Raw genomic sequence first — 18,930 nt, forward strand, 5'->3', positions numbered from 1 at the left:
CGCGAGCCGAAGGCGACGCCGATAAGCACAGCTAGCCCAGCTTCTGGACCTCGCGGAGGGCGAGTGCGGCGTCGAGCACGGCGATCGTGCTCTGCCAGCCCTTGTCCTCGATCGAGTCCGCCAGACCCGCCCGGTCCCGGGCCTGGCCCAGGCTGTGCACGGTGAGCACGCCCTGCGCGACCGGCGTCCGCTCGTCCAGCGCGATCCGGGTCAGGCCGGCCGTGACGGCGTCGCAGACGTATTCGAAGTGCTGGCTCTCGCCCTTGATCACCACGCCGAGGGCGACCACCGCGTCACAACGCTTCGCTAGCGCCTGCGCGATCACCGGCAGTTCGACCGAGCCGGCCACCCGGACCACGTGGATCTCCGTGACGCCGCACGCCTCGGCAGCCGCCTTCGCCCGCTCGACCATGTGATCGACCAGGTCGCTGTGCCAGCGCGAGCCGACGATGCCGAGCCGCAGCCCGGCCGCGTCGACGGGCTGGGTGTGTGGATCACCGAAGCCGGCCATGATCTTCCCCCTCTATCGTCGTCATCATCACCGCAGAATCGGCCCGAGTCAGCCCAACGCCTCGAAGAGGTGGCCCATCCGGTCCCGCTTGGTCCGCAGGTAGCGCACGTTCTCCGGGTGCAGGCGGACCGGCAGCGACTCCCGGCCGGTGACCCGCAGGCCATATCCTTCCAGGCCGGCCCGCTTCGCCGGATTGTTGGTGAGCAGCCGCATCGACCGCACGCCCAGGTCGTACAGGACCTGCGCGCCGACGCCGTAATCGCGGGCGTCGGCCGGCAGGCCGAGCTCGAGGTTGGCGTCGACCGTGTCGAAGCCGCGATCCTGCAGCTGGTAGGCCTGCAGCTTGTGCAGCAGGCCGATGCCCCGCCCCTCGTGCCCGCGCATGTAGAGCACCACCCCGCGGCCGGCCGTGGCGACCCGCTCCAGGGCGGCGTCCAGCTGCGGGCCGCAGTCGCAGCGCCGGGAGCCGAAGACGTCCCCGGTCAGGCACTCGGAGTGCACCCGGACCAGCACGTCCTCACCGTCGGCCAGGTCGCCGTAGACCAGGGCGACGTGCTCGCCGTTGTCGGTCTGCGAGCGGTAACCGACCGCGGTGAAGACACCGTGCTCGGTCGGCAGGACCGTCTCCACGACCCGCTCGACCTGCTTGCCGTTCCGCTCCCGCAGGTAGGCCACCAGATCGGCGATGCTGACCAGCACCAGGTCGTGCTCGATCGCGAACTTCTCCAGGTCGGGGCGGCGCTGCATGGTGCCGTCGTCGTTGACCATCTCGCAGAGCGCGCCGGAGGGACGGCACCCGGCCAGCACCGCCAGGTCGATCGCGGCCTCGGTGTGGCCCGGGCGACGCAGCACGCCGCCGGCCTTGGCCCGCAGCGGAACGACGTGCCCCGGGCGCGACAGGTCGGTCGGCTCGGTGCTCGCCGCGGCGAGCAGGTTGATGGTGCGGGCCCGGTCGGCGGCGGAGATGCCGGTGCTCACGCCGTGCCTGGCGTCGACGGCGACCGCGTACGCCGTGCCTTTCTTGTCCTGGTTCGTGTGGTACATCGGGGGGAGGTCCAGCCGATCGGCCTCGGCCTCGGTGATCGCCACGCAGATGTACCCGGAGGTGTAACGGACCATGAACGCGACCAGCTCCGGGGTGGCGTGCTCGGCCGCGAAGATGAGGTCGCCCTCGTTCTCCCGGTCCTCGTCGTCCACCACGATCACCGGGCGACCGGCCCGGATCTCGGCGATCGCGCGCTCGATGCTCTCAGACATTGCGGCTCCCCAGCATCTTCTCGACGTACTTGGCGATCACGTCGACCTCGAGGTTGACCGGCTCGCCGATGGCCTTGCTGCCCAGCACCGTGTGCTTGGAGGTGGCCGGGATCATCCCGACCGCGAACGTGTCGTCGGTGACCGTCATGACGGTCAGCGACACCCCGTCCACCGTGATCGAGCCCTTCTCGACCACGTAGCGCGCCAGTTCCGCGGGGAGCGAGAAGGTCACGACCTCCCACTGGTCGGCGGGTTCCCGGCCGACCAGCTTCGCCACCCCGTCCACGTGGCCCTGCACCAGATGACCGCCGAGGCGGCTGCCGAGCGCGGCGGCCCGTTCCAGGTTCACGTTGCCCCCGACCTTCAGCGCGCCCAGGGAGGAGCGCCGCAGGGTCTCGCCCATCACATCCGCGGTGAAAACGCCGTCGACGTTGTCGATGACGGTGAGACAGACCCCGTTGACGGCGATCGAGTCGCCGTCGCGGGCGTCCGAGGTGACCAGCGGTCCCCGGACGGCGATGACGGCGGAGTCTTCATTGCCCTCGGTGAGGCTGATGACCTCACCCAACTCCTCGACGATGCCCGTGAACATTCAGTTGGCCTTCCAATCCGCTTGTGGGTGGTGGATGGGGTGGTCGGATGGCTTTTGGCGGAGCGTGGCGGTGAAGCGCAGGTCGCCCCCGATCTGCGCGATGTCGGTGAAGTCGAGCTCGATGGCGTCGGCGATGGTGCCGACACCCGCGTCGACCAGGGCGGAGGTCCCGGCGCCGAGCAGTTTCGGCGCGACGTAGCCGATCACCCGGTCGACCAGGCCGGCCGCGAGGAACGCGCCGGCCAGGGTCGGGCCGCCCTCCAGCAGGACGCTACGGACGCCGCGGGCGTAGAGGCCGGTGAGCACGGCGTTGAGGTCGACCCGGCCGTCCGGCCCACGACCGGCCTCGGCCGCGGTGACGATCCAGGTGGGCGCGGCGGCGTCACGGACGCGGGCGTTCTCCGGGGTGCGCCCCTCGGAGTCGACCACGACTCGCAGCGGCTGCTTGATGGCGAGCGAGCCGTCCCGCAGGTCACGGACGGTCAGCTGCGGGTCGTCGGCGAGCACGGTGCCGACGCCGGCCACGATCGCGTCCACCGTGCCGCGCAGCGCGTGCACGTCGAATCGGGACTCGGCCGAGCTGACCCACTGGCTGGTGCGGTCGGCGGCGGCCGAGCGGCCGTCGAGGGTGGCGGCGAACTTCCAGGTCACGAACGGGCGGGACCGGCGCACGGCGGTCAGCCAGGCGATGTTGCCCAGCTCCGCTTCGGCCCGGCGCACCCCGGTCGCCACCTGGAGGCCGGCGGCCCGCAGGGTGGCGGCGCCACCGGAGGCGACCGGGTTCGGATCGTCCACCGCGATCACCACCCGGCGCAGGCCGGCCTGGATCAGCGCCTCCGAGCAGGGGCCGGTGCGGCCGGTGTGGTTGCAGGGCTCCAGGGTGACGACGCAGGTGCCGCCGCGGACCCGCTCGCCGGCCTGGGCGAGCGCGACGATCTCGGCGTGCGGGCCACCTGCGTACGCGTGGAAGCCCTCGCCGACGACCTCGCCGTCGGCGCTGAGCAGCAGGCAACCGACCACCGGGTTGGGGCTGGTCGTGCCGAGGCCCCGGGCGGCCAGCGCGATCGCGCGGCGCATCGCCTCGTCCTCGGTCACCATCTGCGTCGCATTCCTCTCGCGCGGTCTAGTCACGCGCGACAGGTTTGGGAGAAGACGCCAGGAATCGGACACCGAGGGTACGCTTCGCGCGCCCCGGTCCGGATGCGGCCCTGATCAGGGCACACCCGTCCGACTCCGCGCGCTGTCTCCCATCCGGACTGTCTGACCGAGCTTTCGCCCGATCAACCGTCGGCCCTGGAGTCTCACCAGGTCCACCGGCCGCCTAGGAGGCGTCCGGGTCGCGGGCTTACCGCTGCTTTCGCAGCGGATCACCGCCGGTTCGGAATTTCACCGAGTCCCGCCAGCGCGTGGTGGGTTAACCCCGAGTCTTGCACGCGCTCGCGGATTTGCCACCCCAGGCGTCGCGGATCTCACACCGGCTTGTCGACCATGGCCCCTACCAGGGCCGCCGCGTGCTCGACCTCGTCCTCGGTGTTGTAGTAGTGCGGCGAGAAGCGGACCAGCGGCGGCGGGTCGCGGTCCTCGGTGTCGAACTGCTGGTGTGCCGGCACGGTGCTGGTGACGTTCACGCCGTACTCGGCCAGCCGGGCGACCACCCGCTCGGACGCCACCCCGTCGAGTTTCGCGGTGACGATCGCGCACTGCTCGCGGCCGAGGTCGTAGACGGTCACGCCGGGGGTGTCCTCGAGCAGGCCGCGCATCCGGTCGCCGAGCTCCGCGTTGCGCTTGCCGATCTCCACCAGCCCCAGGTTGAGGGCCTGGTCCACGGCCGCGCCCAGGCCGAGCACCGCCGCGTAGTTGAGCTCCCAGGTGGCGAACCGCCGCGCCCCCGGCACCCACCCGAAGCCGCGCGCGCCGTCCCACTCCGCCGACTGGATCTCCACGATGTGCGGGTCGAGCCGGTCCAGGATCCCGTCGCGCACCCAGAGGAAGCCGGTGCCGCGCGGCCCGCGCAGGAACTTGCGCCCGGTGCCGCAGAGGAGGTCACAGCCGATCTCCGTGACGTCGACCGGGAACTGGCCGACCGACTGCGTGGCGTCCAGCAGGTAGGGCACGCCGGCCGCCCGGGCCACGCGCCCCACCGCGGCGGCCGGGTTGACCAGGCCACCCGCGGTGGGCACGTGGGTCAGGCCGATCAGTTTCGTCCGGTCGTCGATCAACGCGGCGAGGGCCTGTGTGTCGATCTGCCCGTGCTCGTCGTTCGGCACCACCACGACCTCGGCGCCCACCCGCCGCGCCGCCTGCAGGTAGGCCAGGACGTTGCTGCCGTACTCGTTGCGCCCGGTCAGGACCCGGTCCCCGGCCCGCAGCGGCACCGCGTAGAACGCCGCCTGCCAGGCGTGCGTCGCGTTGTCGAAGAGCGCGATCTCGTCGGCCCGCCCGCCGAGCAACTCGGCCAGCCCGGAATAGACCGCGGCTACCCGGCCGGCGGCCGCGCCGGCCGCCTCGTAGCCGCCGATCTCCGCTTCCAGTCGCAGGTGCCCGACGACGGCGTCCAGGGTCGTCTGCGACATCAGCGCCGCACCCGCGTTGTTGAGGTGAATCCGGTGGCGGCAGCCGGGCGTGCCGGCCCGAAGCGCGTCGACGTCCATACCCGCAGATTGTCAGAACCGGGGGCTCGGCGCACCTGCCGTAGACACTGTCTACGGCGCTCTGGTAGACAGTGTCTATGCCTCCTGACGACGCCTTACACGATCGACTGGTGCGCGTCGGGGCCGAGTTGTTGCGCACCGAAGCGCCGGGCGCTCTCTCACTACGTGAGATTGCCCGCCGCGCCGGCGTCTCCCACGGCGCTCCGCGCCGCTACTTCCCGACCCACCTGTCGCTGCTCTCCGCCATCGCCAGGTCCGGCTTCGCCGACCTCTCCGCCGAGGTGGAGGCGGCGCTGCGGGCCGCCGGGCCGGCTCCGCGCGCGCGGATCACCGTGCTGGCCCGGGTCTACGTACGATTCGCGGCCGCCAACCGCGGCATGTTCGAGCTGATGTTCCGCCACGACATCCTGCAGAGCGGTGGCCGGCTGGGACTGCGCGACGCGTCCGTCCCCCTCTTCCACCTCCTGGTCGAGCTGGTCACCGCCGCCCGCCCCGACCCGGGCCCGCCCGCCGAGATCACCGCGGGCGCCATCTGGGCCGCCCTGCACGGAACCGCGGAGCTCTGGAACTGGGGATCGCTGACCCTCGCCGCCGGAGCCGCGGACCCGGCGCCGTTCATCGACGCGATCCTCGCCGCCCATCTCGGGCCCGACCCGGAAGGCCAGCCGTGACCCGGATGCCACCCCTCTACGCCGCCGCCCATCGCACCCTCGGCGGCCTGCTGCGCGGCCTCTGGCCGACCACCGTGACCGGGCTGGAGAACCTGCCCGCCGACTCCGGCGCGATCCTGTGCGCCAACCATCACGCCATCGCCGACCAGCTCTTCCTCGGCGTGAACACCCCACGGCACATCGCCTTCTGGGCCAAGGCGGAGTATTTCCGCTCCTCCGGCCTGACCCGGCGGGTGGTGACCGGCATGGGCGCCATTCCGGTCGACCGCGCCGGTGGCCGGGCCGTCCTGGCCGCCTTCGACGCGGCGGTACCGATCCTGCGCGGCGGGGGTCTGGTCGCGGTCTTCCCCGAGGGCACCCGGTCGCCCGACGGGCGGCTCTACCGGGGCCGGACCGGGGCCGTCCGGCTCGCCGCCCAGGCCGGCGTTCCCATCGTTCCGGTGGGGCTGCGGGGCACCGATCAAATCCGGCCGGCCGGTCGCCGTCTTCCCCGGCGGCACGCGGTGTCGCTGACCTTCGGCCCGGCCCTGCCGGTCGAGGTCGGATCGGCGGCGGACGCCCGCCGGCTCACCGACGAGCTGATCGCGCGGATCCAGGCCCTCACCGGCCAGGAGTACGTCCCGTCCTACGCACCCGCCCGAGTGGGCTGACGCTAGCTCTCCGCCTCGCGGCGGCGGTCGATGGCGACGTAGGAGCCTGGCTGCGACTTCGCGACCTTCTTCATCTCGGAGGCGACCGCGATCACCGTCCGCGGGTCGTTGAACTGACGGCCCCCGGCGGTCGCCTGCGCGACCCCGATCGAGAGGGTGACCAGAGCGGCCCGCTGCTTGCCGCCGCGCCGATCCGGAACCTCGATGTAGCCGCGCCGGGCGTCCTTCTGGTCATAGAGCCGGTCGGCGGCCGACTCGAAGTCGGTGACCATGCTCTTGGTCAGCGGCAACACCTGATCGGGGTGGCAGATGAACACGAAGTCGTCGCCGCCGATGTGGCCGAGGAAGATCGACGGTTTCCCGGTCGACGCGCTGGCCCGCTGCAGGCTGCGCGCCATCGCGATGATGAACTCGTCGCCGCGGTCGAAGCCGTACACGTCATTGACGCTCTTGAACCTGTCGATGTCGATGTAACCGACCGAGTAGTCGCCGCCGGCCCGCATCCGGTCATTGATCTCCCGGCGCACCCGGGCGTTGCCGGGCAGACCGGTCAGCGGGGAGACCTCGCGGAACTCCTTGTTGCGGCGCAACGTCGTCGACACCCGGGCGATCAGCTCCGCGGTGTCGAACGGCTTCGTGAGGTAGTCGTCGGCGCCGGTGGTCAGCCCCACCACCTTGTCGACGGTCATGCTCTTGGCGGTCAGCATGATCACCGGGAGCGCCGAGGTCAGCGGATCGGCCCGGAGCGCCTGGATCAGCTCGACCCCGTCCATCCGCGGCATCATCCAGTCGACGATCGCCAGGTCCGGCCGGTGCGTCTCCATGATGTCGAGCGCTTCCTGCCCGTCCCGCGCGCTGACCACGTCGAAGCCGTGCACCTTGAGGTTGAACTCGACGAAACTCGCGATGTCCTGATCGTCGTCGACGACCAGGATCAGGTCGGGTCGTTGCTCCTCGGCGTCGAGCCCGAGGTCGTCGACCACGGGCCCCGGCTCGGCGGTACTCACATCAGATTCCCATGTGCTTGGCGGCCTGTGCCCGAAGCTTACGCACCGCCTCAGCCGGATCGGCAGCCCCATAGACCGCGGTGCCCGCCACGAACGCGTCCGCGCCCGCCTCGGCGGCCTGCTCGATGGTGTCCGCCGCGATGCCGCCGTCCACCTCGATGCGGACCTCGAGGCCACCGACCTCGACGCGGCGCCGCACGTCACGCACCTTGTCGAGCATCTCGGGCAGGAACTTCTGCCCACCGAACCCGGCCTTGATCGTCATGATCAGCACGGTGTCCAGATAGGGCAACAACTCCAGGTACGGCTCGACGGGGGTGTCGCGGTCGATCGCCAGCCCCGCCTTGGCCCCCGCCGCGCGCAGCGTCTTGGCCAGCGCCACCGGGTCGTCACAGGCCTCGGCGTGGAACGTCACGTTGTACGCCCCCGCCTCGGCGTAGGCCGGTGCCCAGCGCGCCGGGTCGTTGATCATCAGGTGCACATCGAACGGGATCTTGGTGGCCTTGCGCAGGCTCTGCACCACCGGGAGGCCGATCGTCAGGTTGGGCACGAAATGGTTGTCCATGACATCCACGTGTGCCCAGTCGGCCGCCCCCTCGATGGCGTGCACTTCCTCGGCGAGGCGCGAGAAGTCGGAGGCCAGGATGCTCGGCGCGATGATCGGTGAAGGCGTCACCGATGCAGTGTATGACCTCACGCCGAGCCTCCCGACCGCCCTGTGGACAACCCGTCAGCTGGTGCGGCGCAGGACCGCGAGGAACATCGCGTCGGTCCCGTGCCGGTGCGGCCACAGCTGCACCGTCGGGCCCGCGCCCAGCCCCGGCATGCCCGGCGGCAGCAGCGGACGCGCGTCCACGAAATCCACCTCGACGCCGCTGCGCCGGGCGCCCTCGCTCACCGTCACCTGGGTCTCGACCATGTGCGGGGAACACGTCACATACGCCACCACGCCGCCCGGACGGACCGCCCGCAGCGCCGCCACCAGCAGCTCCCGCTGCAGCTTGGTGAGCGGCGGCAGGTCGGCCGGCTGCCGGCGCCAGCGCGACTCGGGCCGGCGCCGCAGCGAACCCAGCCCGGTGCACGGCGCGTCCACCAGCACCCGGTCGAACGACTCCTCGGGCAGGTCCGGGTCGCGGCCCACCGAGCGCCCGTCCAGCGGGAAGACCGTCACCGGCATGCCCTCGGTGGCCTGCTCGACCAGGCGGGCCCGGTGCTCGGCCACCTCGACCGCGGTCACCTCGGCACCCCGGCCGGCGGCGATCGCACCGATCAGGCCGGTCTTGCCGCCCGGCCCGGCGCAGAGGTCCAGCCAGCGGGTGTCGCGGCCCTCGATCGGGGCGGCCAGCAGCGCCGCCGCGACCAGCTGGGAGCCCTCGTCCTGGACGTGCGCGCGACCGGTCCGGATGGCGGCCAGGTCACGCGGCGCACCCCCGTGCAGATACACCGCGTACGGCGAGAACGCCCCGGGCACCCCGTTCACCTCGTCGGCCAGGTCGATCGCGTCGGACCGCCCCGGACGGGCGCACAGGTGCACGGCCGGCGGCTGGTTGTCCTCGATCAGCAGCCGGGCGGTCTCCTCCAGATCGCCGCCGAGCGCCTCGGCGAACGACCGGACGATCCACTGCGGATGATGATGCTGCACCGCGAGGCTGGCGATCGGGTCGTCCTCGTACTTCGGGGTGACCTTCTCCAGCCAGGCGTCCAGCGGAGTCTCGGAGATGGTGCGCATCACCGCGTTGGCGAACCCGGAGGCCGCCGGTGCCACCGAGCGCACCAGGTCGACGGTCTGGTTGACCGCGGCGTGCGACGGCACCCGGGTGTAGAGCAGCTGATAGGCGCCGAGCCGCAGGGCGTCCCGGGCCGGCGGGTCGATCCGGGCCACGTCCCGGCCGGCGGCCGAGGCGACGATCAGGTCGAGGGTGCCGAGAGCACGCAGCGTGCCGTAGGTCAGTTCGGTGGCGAACGCCGCGTCCCGCCCGTGCAGGCCCATCTCGCTGAGGATGTCGGAGAGGACCAGGTTCCCGTACGCGTCGTCACGGTGCACGGCGGCGATCGCCTCGTACGCCGCCTGCCGCGCCGGGTCCGACGGCGGCCGACCGGCCCGCGGCGCCCGCCCGCTGCGATCGTCACGCGAATGTCCCGGCCCGGCCGGCCGCCGTGGGCCGGCGCTGTGCGGCCGTGAAGCCCTGTGTTCCGTCACTTCGGGTCTCCTTCGGCGTGCTCTCCTGGCCCTTGCTTCGCTGCGGTGCAGTCGATCACGCGAGCTTTTCCCCTGCTTCGATACGCATACCGCGCGCCCAGTCGGTCGCGGCCATCGGTTTCTTGCCCGCCGCGCGGACCTCGCCCAGCTGCACCGGGGTGGTGGCCGTGCCGGCCAGCACCTGGGTGCGCTCCACCCGCAGCTCGCCCGGCTCCAGGTGCGGCCCGTTGGCGATCGGCCGTACCGGAGCCAGCTTCAGCCGCTCGCCGCGCAGCGTGGTCCACGCGCCCGGCGCCGGGGTGCATGCCCGGATCCGCCGGTCCACCGCGAACGCCGGGTCGCTCCAGCGGATCCGCGCGTCGTCGGTGGTGACCTTCGGAGCCAGACTGATCCCGTCCCGCGGCTGCGGGTGCGCCCGGGCGGTACCCGACTCGATCGCGTCGAGCACCGCGACGAGCAGCCCCGCGCCCTCGTGGGCGAGGCGCCCCAGCAGGTCGCCGGAGGTGTCGTTGAACCGGATCTGGTCGGTCACCGTGCCGTAGACCGGGCCGGTGTCCAGGCCCGCCTCGAGCTCGAAGACGCTGGCCCCGGTCACCTCGTCGCCGTGCAGCACGGCGTGCTGCACGGGCGCGGCGCCACGCCAGGCGGGCAGCAGCGAGAAGTGCAGGTTGATCCAGCCGAACTTGGGGATCTCCAGGGCTGACGGCGGGACCAGCGCGCCGTACGCCACCACGGGCACACAGTCCGGCGCCAGATCGCGCAGCCGCTGCTGGAACTCGGGATCGCGGGGCTTCTCCGGGGTCAGCACCTCGATGCCGCGCTCGTCGGCCCACGCGCCGGCGGGCGAGCGGACCAGGTGACGGCCCCGGCCCGCGGGAGCGTCCGGCCGGGTGACCACGGCGAGCAGTTCGTGCCCGGACGCGGCGATCGCGTCCAGGCTGGGCAGCGCCACCTCGGGCGTGCCGGCGAAGACCAGTCGCATCAGGTCACCGTCCCAGGCCGAAGACGCCCCGGCCGTGCGGGCTCTCCTTGATGGTGGGGGGCTTGGCCACGTCGTACCACTCGGCGGAGCGGATCTGCTTCATCGCCTCCTTGCGGGCGGCGGAGTCCAGCCGGTCCAGGAAGAGCACGCCGTCCAGGTGATCGGTCTCGTGCTGCACGCAGCGCGCCATCAGCCCGGTGCCGACCAGCTGGATCGGGTCACCGTGCTCGTTGAAACCGTTCGCCACCACGTTCTGCCGGCGCTTGGTGTCGATGTAGATGCCGGGGATGGAGAGGCAGCCCTCGGGGCCGTCCTGCTCCTCCTCGTCCGGGAACGACAGCACCGGGTTGACGATGTGCCCGACCACGTCGTCGACGTCGAAGGTGAACACGCGCAGGCCGACACCGAGCTGCGGGGCGGCCAGGCCGGCGCCGCCCTCGTCCAGCATCGTGTCGGTCAGGTCCTTCACCAGCTTGCGGAGTTCCTTGTCGAAGTCGACGACCGGGTCGGCCTCGGTGCGCAGAACCGGGTCGCCGAAGAGACGGATGGGCTGGACGGTCACTCGGCGGAACTCCTAAATCTTGGAAACGACTTGCCCCAGTCTACGGACTTAGAAGAGCTCGGCCGGGTCCACCTGGATGCGTACCGCGACCGCCGCCTTACGCGCGCTGCGGACCCCGGCGGCCACGTGCAGGGCGTGTGCCAGCCCGGCGGCCCGGGACCGGGACACCCGCAGCAGCATCCGTTCCTGCTCCTCGCCGGCCGGCACCGGGCCGAGCTGCTCCGTGCCGTCCGGCAGGTCGGCGATGGTCAGCAGCTCGGCGACGGCCGGCGCCGGGCCGGTGACACTGGCCATCCGGGCCGCCGGCGGGAAGCCGAGCTCGCGGCGTTCGGCCAGCTCACGGGCGGCGAACCAGCCCGGGTCCCAGCGCAGCAGGGCCTGCACCGGGGCCAGCGAGCCGTCCGCGACCACGATCACGCGGCCGCCCCGCGAACCGGGCCGGGCCAGCGCGGACGCGTTCAGCCAGCGCCGCATGGTCTCCTCGGCGGCCCGCAGGTCGGCGCGGCTGAGCAGCGCCCAGGTGTCCAGCAGGAGCACCGCGCCGTAGCCGTCGGCGGCGACCGGCTCGGCGCCCGGGGTGGCGACGACCATCGCCGGGCCGGCCGGCACCGTGTCCAAGATCTCGTCCCGGCCGGAGGTGCGCACCGGCACATTCGGGAACGCCCGGCCGAGCTCCTCGGCCGTGCGCCGGGCCCCGGTCACCGAGGCGCGCAGCCGCCGCTCGCCGCAGACCGGGCAGCTGTACGCCGGGAAGGAGCGCCCGCACCAGTGGCAGACCGGCACATCCCGGGCGCTGTGCAGGCCCAGCGGCCCGGAGCACTCCGGGCACCGCGCCGGGCTGCGGCACTCGGCGCAGGCGACCGCCGGCAGGTAACCCCGCCGCGGGACCTGGACCAGGACCGGATGACCGGCCTCCAGCGCCTGCTTGGCCGTCAGCCACGCCAGGCTCGGCAGGCGGGCGGTCACCGCACCGGGATCCCGGGCCAGCTGCGGGTCGTCCCCGGTCGGCGAGATCGCCGGCTGGCGCCGCCGCAGCACGCCGCGCTCCGCGACGATCTCCCGGGCCCACCCGGTCTCCAGCAGGAGCTGCGCCTCCCCGGTACGCGCGAAGCCGCCGACCAGGGCCGCGCAGCCCGCCAGCTGGGCGCGGGTGAGCAACACGTCCCGGGCGTGCGGATAGGGCGAGCGCGGCTCGGCGTGCAGGTCGTCGCCGTCGTCCCAGATCACCACCAGACCCAGCTCGGCGGCCGGGGCCCAGATCGCCGCCCTGGTCCCGGCGACCACGGGGACCTGGTGCCGGCTGGCGGCGAGAAAGCGCCGGTACCGCTCGGCCGGGCCGAGCGCCGCGTTCAGCGCGACGTGCCGCCCCGGGCCGAGCACCTGGCCCAGGGCCCGGTCGACCCGCTCCAGGTCACGGGCGTCGGCGACGACGATCACGACGCCCCGGCCGCCGTCGACGGTCGCGGCGGCCGCCTCCGCGACCCGGACCGGCCAGTCCTCCCCCGGCAGCGCCGACCAGACGGCCCGGGCGGGTCGCCCTTCGGTCAGGGCCCGCAGGTAGGCCGGGCCCGCCGGATACGAATCCCAGCCGCCCGGCGCGGGCGCCCAGGGCCCCGGCGACGCCGCGTCATCATCCACCGCGTCGTTTCCCGCCGCATCGCTTCCCGGCTCGTCGGGTTCGGCGCTCGCCTGGTCCTTCGCGGCCTGGGCCTCCACGCGGGCGTGCCGCGGCGGCACCGCCAGGCGCAGCACGTCGGCGAGGCTCCCCGCATAACGATCCGCCACCGCCCGGGCCAGCCGGGCGACCTCCGGGTCGAGCACCCGCTCCGGGGAGACCACCTTCTCGAGGTAGGCCAGCTTCCCCTGGTGCTCGGAGGCCTCGGCCCGGGCGAGCAGGAACCCGCTCACCAGCTGCCCGGCGAACCGCACCTTGACCCGCACGCCCGGCTGCGCGGCCTCGTCCTCGGCGTCGGCGACCAGGTAGTCGAACGGCCGGTCCAGGTGCGGCAGCTGCACGTCGACGCAGACCCGGGCCACCGGCAGACGCTCCGCCGGCTCCCGATCCGCTCGCACACCCTTGGTCGCCATCGCCGAACATTCTGCCCGGACCCCCTGACACTTCCGGGCGCACCGGGTCAGCGGGCCGGGCAGCTCACCATCCGGGTCCGCCGGATCAGTGGGCCAGGCAGCTCACCGTCTGGCTCTGCAGATCGATCTCGACGATGTCCGGGAAGCGCAAACCCTCCCAGAACCGCGCCGGATCCGGGTCCAGCCGGTAGCGACTGGCCATCCAGACCGTCGGCGCCAGCCCGTGCGTCCCGACGACCAGCGTCTGCCCGCGCTCCGCGGCCGCCGCCGCATGCCGCACCACGGCCGCGTCGAACCGCTCGATCACCCGTTCCAGTGACTCCCACCCGTCCGGGCAGCGCCCGTTCGCGTAGGCCAGCGCGGCCCCGTGGTAGTCCTCGTCGGTCAGCCAGACGTGTGGCCGATGGACCTCGGTCAGATCGTCGTCGGTCACCACCCGCTGCGCCCCGGCGATCTCCTGCATGGTCTGGGCGGCCTTCGGCTCGCTGCTGGCCACGTAGTACGCCGGATGCTTGACATGTAGCCGGATCAGCCGGGCCGCGACCCGGCTCTCCTGCGCCAGTTGCCACTGCTCAGCCGGCACTTCCGGGTCGACCACGGGTTTCGCGTGCCGGACCAGGAACAGCCGTTCACCTTGGACAGCCGCCATCGCGTCAGAGTAGCCGTTTGGGCCACCGAGGACTCTCATGCGAACAATCACGCAAAAGACCGTCCCCCGGATCACCGAAGACCCGGCCCAACGAGATCTTGACGACCCGCCAGACCTCGCCAAGATCTCAAAACCCTCAAGACCCATTCCGAGGTACGACCTGTGGAGCCCCGTGGCCAGGCTCGAGCCGAGTCCCGTGGCGCTCCCGCGCGAGGTTCACGCGCCCCGGGCCGCTGCCGCGCCTCCGGCCGGCGCCGGACATGCGAAAGCCGGCGCCCCGAAAGGGCGCCGGCTTCACGAAAGCGACGATCAGGACGCGGCGTTCTTCAGGTCCTGAGCGCGGTCGGTGCTCTCCCACCTCAGGTCCGGCAGCTCCCGGCCGAAGTGGCCGTAGGCCGCGGTCTGCTGGTAGATCGGGCGCAGCAGCTCCAGGTCCCGGATGATCGCGGCCGGCCGCAGGTCGAAGACCTCCTTGATGGCCTTCTCGATCCGCTCGACCGGCACGTTCTCGGTGCCGAAGGTCTCCACGAACAGCGAGACCGGGTGCGCCTTGCCGATCGCGTAGGCGACCTGGGTCTCGCAGCGCTCGGCCAGCCCGGCCGCGACGACGTTCTTGGCGACCCAGCGCATCGCGTACGCCGCCGACCGGTCCACCTTCGACGGGTCCTTGCCGGAGAACGCGCCGCCACCGTGGCGGGCGTACCCGCCGTACGTGTCAACGATGATCTTGCGGCCGGTCAGGCCGGCGTCGCCCATCGGGCCACCGATCTCGAAGCGGCCGGTCGGGTTCACCAGCAGCCGGTAGCCCTCGGTGTCGAGACCGAGGCCCTCCAGCTCGGGGGCGATGACGTGCTCGCGCACGTCCGGGGTCAGCAGCGACTCCAGCGAGATGTCCGCGGCGTGCTGCGAGGAGACCACGACCGTGTCCAGCCGGACCGGGCGCAGGCCGTCGTACTCGATGGTGACCTGGGTCTTGCCGTCCGGGCGCAGGTACGGAATCGTGCCGCCCTTGCGCGCGGTGGCGAGCCGGCGGGCCAGCCGGTGCGCGAGGGCGATCGGCAGCGGCATCAGCTCGGGGGTCTCCGAGCAGGCGAAGCCGAACATCATGCCCTGGTCGCCGGCGCCCTGCTGGTCGAGGATGTGCTCGGAGTCACCCTCGCGCAGCTCGATGGCGCTGTCGACGCCCTGCGCGATGTCCGGGGACTGCGAGCCGATGGAGACGCTCACGCCGCAGGACGCGCCGTCGAAGCCCTTCTTCGACGAGTCGTAGCCGATCCCCAGGATGGTGTCCCGCACGATCTTGGGAATGTCGGCATAGGCCTGCGTGGTGACCTCACCCGCCACATGCACCTGGCCGGTGGTGATCAGGGTCTCGACCGCGACACGGCTCCGCGGGTCCTGCGCGAGCAGGGCGTCGAGAATCCCGTCGCTGATCTGGTCAGCGATCTTGTCCGGGTGGCCTTCCGTGACCGACTCGGAAGTGAACAGGCGGCGTGCCACGGTGCTCCTCAGTTGTCGAATACAGGTAACGCGGAAGTGTAATCAGAGCGACCGACCGGCGCCGACCTGGCTGTCCAGCCGGTCCACGACATGGTCAAAAATCCTATCGGCCACATCATCTTTAGAGAGTTCGTCGAGAGCTTCGGCAAAACCGTCGGCGCCCAGCACAGTGACGGTGTTGCGGTCTTGGCCGAAAACGCGGTCGACGCCGACCTCATTCACAATGATGAGATCTGCCCGCTTTCGGACCATTTTTCCCCGGGCGTGTTCGAGTGCGTCGTGAGTCTCCGCGGCGAACGCCACGAGCAGCTGACCGGGACGCTTGGCGGCACCCAGTTCGGCCGCGATGTCCGGGTTCGTGACCAGGGTGATCGGCGCCGGCGTCCCGTCGTCGGCCTTCTTGATCTTCTGCTCGGCGACGGTGGCCGGGCGGAAGTCGGCCGGGGCGGCGGCCATCACCACGACGTCCGCCGAGGCGGCCGCTTCGACGGTGGCCTTGCGCAGCTCCTCGGTGGTACCCACGCGGACCAATTCGGCACCGGCCGGGTCGGGCAGACCCACGTTCGCCGCGATCAAAGTCACTCGGGCGCCCCGGCTGAGAGCGGCCCTGGCCAGCGCGTAGCCCTGCTTGCCGGAGGAACGGTTGCCGAGGAAACGCACCGGATCGAGTGGTTCACGGGTCCCGCCCGCGGTCACCACGACGTGCCGGCCCGAAAGATCAGATTTCGCACCATGATGCAGAACACGCAGGGCGTACTCGAAAATCGCCGAGGGATCCGGCAGCCGGCCCTTGCCGGTGTCCCTGCCGGTGAGCCGGCCGACGGCCGGCTCGATGACGATCGCGCCCCGCGAGCGCAGCGTCTCGACGTTGGCCCGGGTCGCCGGGTGCTCCCACATCTCGGTGTGCATCGCCGGCGCGAAGACCACCGGGCAGGTGGCCGTCAGCAGGGTGTTGGTGAGCAGGTCGTCGGCGATCCCGTGGGCGGCCTTGGCCAGGATGTCGGCGGTGGCCGGCGCGACCACGACAAGCTCGGCCGCCCGGCCGATCCGCACGTGCGGCACCTCGTGGGCCTCTTCCCAGACCTCGGTGGCGACCGGGCGACCGGAGAGCGCGGCCCAGGTCGGCTCGCCGACCATCTTCAGCGCCGAGGCGGTCGGCACCACGCGGACGCCGTGCCCGGACTCGGTGAACAGCCGGAGCAGCTCACACGCCTTGTAGGCGGCGATGCCCCCACAGACGCCGAGGACGACTTCGGTCACGTCACGACTCCTGGGTTCACGTCAGTCAGAACGACTGGGAGCGGATATGCGAAGTGCCCCCGGTCCGCACTTTCGGCGAACAGAGGGCACCAGGGCAGGTGGTTACGGGTGGTCGGTCGGCTCGGCGGTCAGCAGACCAGCGTTGATCTCCCGCATCGCGATGGAGAGCGGCTTCTCCTGCGGAGTGGTCTCGACCAGCGGTCCCACGTACTCCAGCAGACCCTCGCCGAGCTGGCTGTAGTAGGCGTTCACCTGGCGGGCGCGCTTGGCCGCGAAGATCACCAGCGAGTACTTCGACGAGGTCTTGTCCAACAGCTCGTCGATCGGCGGGTTGGTGATGCCTTCGGGGTTGGCGACAGTTCCCACTGAAAAATCCTTAATGCTCGTTAGCTGGTGCCGGTCCGATAAGGGACGCCGGCGCTAAAAAAGACGAACCGAGCAAGCCTACCAGCTCGTCCGCGGCGCGCTCGACGAAGTCGTTCACCACGGTGACGTCGAACTCGGCCTCGGCGGCGAGTTCCTCGTCCGCGTGGGCCAGCCGGCGGCGGATCGTCTCCTCGTCGTCGGTGCCCCGGCCGATCAACCGGCGCCGCAGCTCCTCGACGCTCGGTGGGGCCAGGAAGACCAGAAGCGCCTCCGGCATGGTGGCCCGTACCTGACGGGCGCCCTGGAGGTCGATCTTCAACAAAACGGGCCGGCCCTGCTGGAGCCAGCCCTCGACCTGTGCGCGGGGCGTGCCGTAGAGGTTGCCCGCGAATTCCGCCCACTCCAGCAGCTGGTCGCCGTCGATCAAACGCTGGAACTCGGACCTGGTCACGAAGTGGTAGTGCTCGCCGTCGGTCTCGTAGTCGCGTTTCTTGCGTGTCGTGACCGACACCGACAACCGGATCCAAGGCGAGCGCGCCCGGATCAGCTCGATCACGCTGTCCTTGCCGACCCCGGAGGGGCCGGAAAGGACGGTGAGGCGTGCTGCCGGGCGCGCGTCGTCATCCATGCTCACGGCTCATTCCTACACGAGCCGGTGAGTCAGTTCGCAGCGAACTCCCCCAGGAGGGCCTTGCGCTGCTGGTCGCCAAGACCCCGGAGCCGGCGGCTCTCGGCGATCTTGAGCTTCTCCATGATCTGGGTCGCACGGATCTTGCCGATGCCCGGCAGCGCCTGAAGCACGGCCGAGACCTTCAGCTTGCCGACGACCTCGTCGCCCTCCGCGCGGTCCAGCACGGCGGCGAGGGTGGTCTTGCCGGACTTGAGCTGTTCCTTCAGCTCAGCCCGAGCCTTGCGAACTTCCGCGGCCTTCTCCAGCGCGGCAGCGCGCTGCTCGGGGCTCAGTGACGGGAGCGGCACCAGTTCTCCTCAGGTCCCTAACGCGGCGGTGGTTCAATACCGGCGCTTCTGTGAAACGTGGTGTGCCATGGAACCAAAGGGGCATGTGGTTCCCGGCGCCGGGAAAACTAGCGGTCAACGGCGCATTCGGCAACGTGGGGGTACCCCACTCCCCGGCCCGGTACGCAGGCTGTTTCACCCGAGCGCGGTGCGACAGTCGGTCAGAACACGGTCCGCCGCGGCCCGCAGAGCGGTGATCTCCGGGCCCGCCGACAGAACTTCCCGTGAGTACGACGGCAACACGTTGTGCAGGCTTTCGCCGAAGACCGCGCGCAGGTCGGCGGGGGTCGCGCCCTGGGCTCCGAGGCCCGGCGCGAGCAGCGGACCGTTGACGGCGCCGAGCTCGTGACCGGTCTTCCCGATCGTCGCGCCAACCACCAAGCCGAAACTTCCGAGCGGGCTCACACCCGCGTTGAGCTGGGAAATCTCGTCGATCACGGTCTGCGCGACGGTCTTCCCACCAGGCGCGACGGCGTGCTGGACCGAAGCGCCCTCAGGGTTCGAAGTCAGTGCTAGTACGAAAATTCCGGCACCGGTCGAGGACGCGAGATCGAAGGCCGGCTGCAATGAACCCACTCCGAGATAGGGACTCACAGTAATCGCGTCGGAGCGGAGAGTACTCGCCGGATCGAGATACGCGGAGGCGTACGCGGCCATCGTCGAGCCGATGTCGCCGCGCTTCACGTCGAGCAGGACGAGGGCTCCGGCCTCTCGAGACTGTCGGATAGTTGACTCAAGAATCGCGACGCCACGTGACCCAAATCTCTCAAAAAACGCCGCCTGCGGCTTCAGAACAGCCACCCGATCGGCCAGCGCCTCGACCACCGTACGGGCGAAGCGTTCCAGGCCGGCGACATCGTCGGAGAGGCCCCAACGAGCCAGCAGAGCGGCATGCGGATCGATGCCGACGCACAGCGGACCGCGCTGAGTGATCGCGGCGTGCAGTCGTTCGCCGAAGGTTTCCATG

General features: G+C 71.4%; 20 protein-coding genes and 1 riboswitch. Of the genes, 2 read left to right on the forward strand and 18 right to left on the reverse strand.

The annotated features are described in order from the left end of the window. Positions 1 to 31: 31 nt before the first annotated feature. From ribH to CHC09_RS31160, 5 genes are all read right to left on the reverse strand, one after another. Positions 32 to 511: a 6,7-dimethyl-8-ribityllumazine synthase gene (ribH, locus tag CHC09_RS31140; RefSeq protein WP_089296820.1), complete on the reverse strand. Its 480-nt coding sequence runs from the start codon at positions 509 to 511 to the stop codon at positions 32 to 34. Positions 512 to 559: 48 nt separating this feature from the next. Continuing rightward, positions 560 to 1,768 carry a bifunctional 3,4-dihydroxy-2-butanone-4-phosphate synthase/GTP cyclohydrolase II gene (locus tag CHC09_RS31145; RefSeq protein WP_089296821.1) on the reverse strand — a complete coding sequence of 403 codons (1,209 nt, stop codon included), beginning with the start codon at positions 1,766 to 1,768 and terminating at the stop codon, positions 560 to 562. Further along, positions 1,761 to 2,360, reverse strand: a complete 600-nt coding sequence (locus tag CHC09_RS31150; protein ID WP_089296822.1) for a riboflavin synthase — start codon at positions 2,358 to 2,360, stop codon at positions 1,761 to 1,763. The genes CHC09_RS31145 and CHC09_RS31150 overlap by 8 nt, the downstream gene beginning before the upstream one ends. After that, the gene (gene ribD, locus CHC09_RS31155) at positions 2,361 to 3,458 is read right to left on the reverse strand and encodes a bifunctional diaminohydroxyphosphoribosylaminopyrimidine deaminase/5-amino-6-(5-phosphoribosylamino)uracil reductase RibD (RefSeq protein ID WP_089296823.1); all 1,098 of its coding nucleotides are present in this window, start codon (positions 3,456 to 3,458) and stop codon (positions 2,361 to 2,363) included. A gap of 137 nt (positions 3,459 to 3,595) precedes the next feature. Beyond that, a riboswitch (FMN riboswitch) is annotated at positions 3,596 to 3,768 on the reverse strand. Positions 3,769 to 3,829: 61 nt separating this feature from the next. Beyond that, positions 3,830 to 5,011: an aminotransferase class V-fold PLP-dependent enzyme gene (locus tag CHC09_RS31160; RefSeq protein ID WP_089296824.1), complete on the reverse strand. Its 1,182-nt coding sequence runs from the start codon at positions 5,009 to 5,011 to the stop codon at positions 3,830 to 3,832. A gap of 110 nt (positions 5,012 to 5,121) precedes the next feature. On the opposite strand from CHC09_RS31160, the gene CHC09_RS31165 reads away from it, so the two are divergent. After that, a complete protein-coding gene (locus CHC09_RS31165; RefSeq protein WP_239138595.1) occupies positions 5,122 to 5,682 on the forward strand; it encodes a TetR/AcrR family transcriptional regulator in 561 nt (186 codons plus the stop codon). A 5-nt stretch (positions 5,683 to 5,687) separates the two neighbouring features. After that, positions 5,688 to 6,332 (forward strand): lysophospholipid acyltransferase family protein, encoded by a 645-nt coding sequence (locus CHC09_RS31170; protein ID WP_089296941.1) that lies wholly within the window; start codon positions 5,688 to 5,690, stop codon positions 6,330 to 6,332. Between the two features lie 2 nt (positions 6,333 to 6,334). Here the strand turns inward: CHC09_RS31170 and CHC09_RS31175 are convergent, their stop codons facing one another. The 13 genes from CHC09_RS31175 to pyrF form a co-directional block, all read right to left on the reverse strand. Next, entirely contained in the window at positions 6,335 to 7,339 is a 1,005-nt protein-coding gene (locus tag CHC09_RS31175; RefSeq protein ID WP_373871977.1) for a GGDEF domain-containing response regulator, read from the reverse strand. Position 7,340: 1 nt separating this feature from the next. Next, the gene (rpe, locus tag CHC09_RS31180; protein ID WP_089296826.1) at positions 7,341 to 8,015 is read right to left on the reverse strand and encodes a ribulose-phosphate 3-epimerase; all 675 of its coding nucleotides are present in this window, start codon (positions 8,013 to 8,015) and stop codon (positions 7,341 to 7,343) included. A gap of 54 nt (positions 8,016 to 8,069) precedes the next feature. Then, on the reverse strand, positions 8,070 to 9,539 hold the full coding sequence (locus CHC09_RS31185) for an RsmB/NOP family class I SAM-dependent RNA methyltransferase (protein WP_089296827.1): 1,470 nt from the start codon (positions 9,537 to 9,539) through the stop codon (positions 8,070 to 8,072). Positions 9,540 to 9,594: 55 nt separating this feature from the next. After that, positions 9,595 to 10,521, reverse strand: a complete 927-nt coding sequence (gene fmt / locus CHC09_RS31190; RefSeq protein WP_089296828.1) for a methionyl-tRNA formyltransferase — start codon at positions 10,519 to 10,521, stop codon at positions 9,595 to 9,597. Between the two features lie 4 nt (positions 10,522 to 10,525). Continuing rightward, entirely contained in the window at positions 10,526 to 11,083 is a 558-nt protein-coding gene (gene def, locus CHC09_RS31195) for a peptide deformylase (RefSeq protein ID WP_089296829.1), read from the reverse strand. Between the two features lie 48 nt (positions 11,084 to 11,131). Then, positions 11,132 to 13,171 (reverse strand): primosomal protein N', encoded by a 2,040-nt coding sequence (locus CHC09_RS31200; protein WP_179277355.1) that lies wholly within the window; start codon positions 13,169 to 13,171, stop codon positions 11,132 to 11,134. Between the two features lie 85 nt (positions 13,172 to 13,256). Next, entirely contained in the window at positions 13,257 to 13,820 is a 564-nt protein-coding gene (locus tag CHC09_RS31205; protein ID WP_179277356.1) for a histidine phosphatase family protein, read from the reverse strand. Positions 13,821 to 14,129: 309 nt separating this feature from the next. Next, complete coding sequence (gene metK / locus CHC09_RS31210) at positions 14,130 to 15,320, reverse strand: methionine adenosyltransferase (RefSeq protein ID WP_089296831.1); 1,191 nt, start codon at positions 15,318 to 15,320, stop codon at positions 14,130 to 14,132. Between the two features lie 42 nt (positions 15,321 to 15,362). Beyond that, entirely contained in the window at positions 15,363 to 16,580 is a 1,218-nt protein-coding gene (coaBC, locus tag CHC09_RS31215) for a bifunctional phosphopantothenoylcysteine decarboxylase/phosphopantothenate--cysteine ligase CoaBC (RefSeq protein ID WP_089296832.1), read from the reverse strand. Between the two features lie 102 nt (positions 16,581 to 16,682). Then, on the reverse strand, positions 16,683 to 16,946 hold the full coding sequence (gene rpoZ, locus CHC09_RS31220) for a DNA-directed RNA polymerase subunit omega (RefSeq protein ID WP_067705078.1): 264 nt from the start codon (positions 16,944 to 16,946) through the stop codon (positions 16,683 to 16,685). Positions 16,947 to 16,956: 10 nt separating this feature from the next. Further along, the gene (gene gmk / locus CHC09_RS31225) at positions 16,957 to 17,574 is read right to left on the reverse strand and encodes a guanylate kinase (RefSeq protein ID WP_089296833.1); all 618 of its coding nucleotides are present in this window, start codon (positions 17,572 to 17,574) and stop codon (positions 16,957 to 16,959) included. A gap of 32 nt (positions 17,575 to 17,606) precedes the next feature. Continuing rightward, positions 17,607 to 17,924: an integration host factor, actinobacterial type gene (gene mihF, locus CHC09_RS31230; RefSeq protein WP_067705076.1), complete on the reverse strand. Its 318-nt coding sequence runs from the start codon at positions 17,922 to 17,924 to the stop codon at positions 17,607 to 17,609. 174 nt (positions 17,925 to 18,098) lie between these two features. Beyond that, entirely contained in the window at positions 18,099 to 18,929 is an 831-nt protein-coding gene (gene pyrF / locus CHC09_RS31235) for an orotidine-5'-phosphate decarboxylase (protein ID WP_089296834.1), read from the reverse strand. Position 18,930 lies beyond the last annotated feature (1 nt).

This window comes from Actinoplanes regularis (genome assembly GCF_900188005.1).
GTDB lineage: Bacteria > Actinomycetota > Actinomycetes > Mycobacteriales > Micromonosporaceae > Actinoplanes > Actinoplanes regularis.

Excerpts from the sequence above, each read along its gene's own strand:
- CHC09_RS31160 (WP_089296824.1), bottom strand. The coding sequence starts at position 5,011 with ATGGACGTCGACGCGCTTCGGGCCGGCACGCCCGGCTGCCGCCACCGG.
- CHC09_RS31205 (WP_179277356.1), bottom strand. The coding sequence starts at position 13,820 with ATGGCGGCTGTCCAAGGTGAACGGCTGTTCCTGGTCCGGCACGCGAAA.
- gmk (WP_089296833.1), bottom strand. The coding sequence starts at position 17,574 with ATGGATGACGACGCGCGCCCGGCAGCACGCCTCACCGTCCTTTCCGGC.
- CHC09_RS31170 (WP_089296941.1), top strand. The coding sequence starts at position 5,688 with ATGCCACCCCTCTACGCCGCCGCCCATCGCACCCTCGGCGGCCTGCTG.
- CHC09_RS31200 (WP_179277355.1), bottom strand. The coding sequence starts at position 13,171 with ATGGCGACCAAGGGTGTGCGAGCGGATCGGGAGCCGGCGGAGCGTCTG.
- CHC09_RS31145 (WP_089296821.1), bottom strand. The coding sequence starts at position 1,768 with ATGTCTGAGAGCATCGAGCGCGCGATCGCCGAGATCCGGGCCGGTCGC.
- CHC09_RS31150 (WP_089296822.1), bottom strand. The coding sequence starts at position 2,360 with ATGTTCACGGGCATCGTCGAGGAGTTGGGTGAGGTCATCAGCCTCACC.
- fmt (WP_089296828.1), bottom strand. The coding sequence starts at position 10,521 with ATGCGACTGGTCTTCGCCGGCACGCCCGAGGTGGCGCTGCCCAGCCTG.
- pyrF (WP_089296834.1), bottom strand. The coding sequence starts at position 18,929 with ATGGAAACCTTCGGCGAACGACTGCACGCCGCGATCACTCAGCGCGGT.
- ribD (WP_089296823.1), bottom strand. The coding sequence starts at position 3,458 with ATGGTGACCGAGGACGAGGCGATGCGCCGCGCGATCGCGCTGGCCGCC.
- ribH (WP_089296820.1), bottom strand. The coding sequence starts at position 511 with ATGGCCGGCTTCGGTGATCCACACACCCAGCCCGTCGACGCGGCCGGG.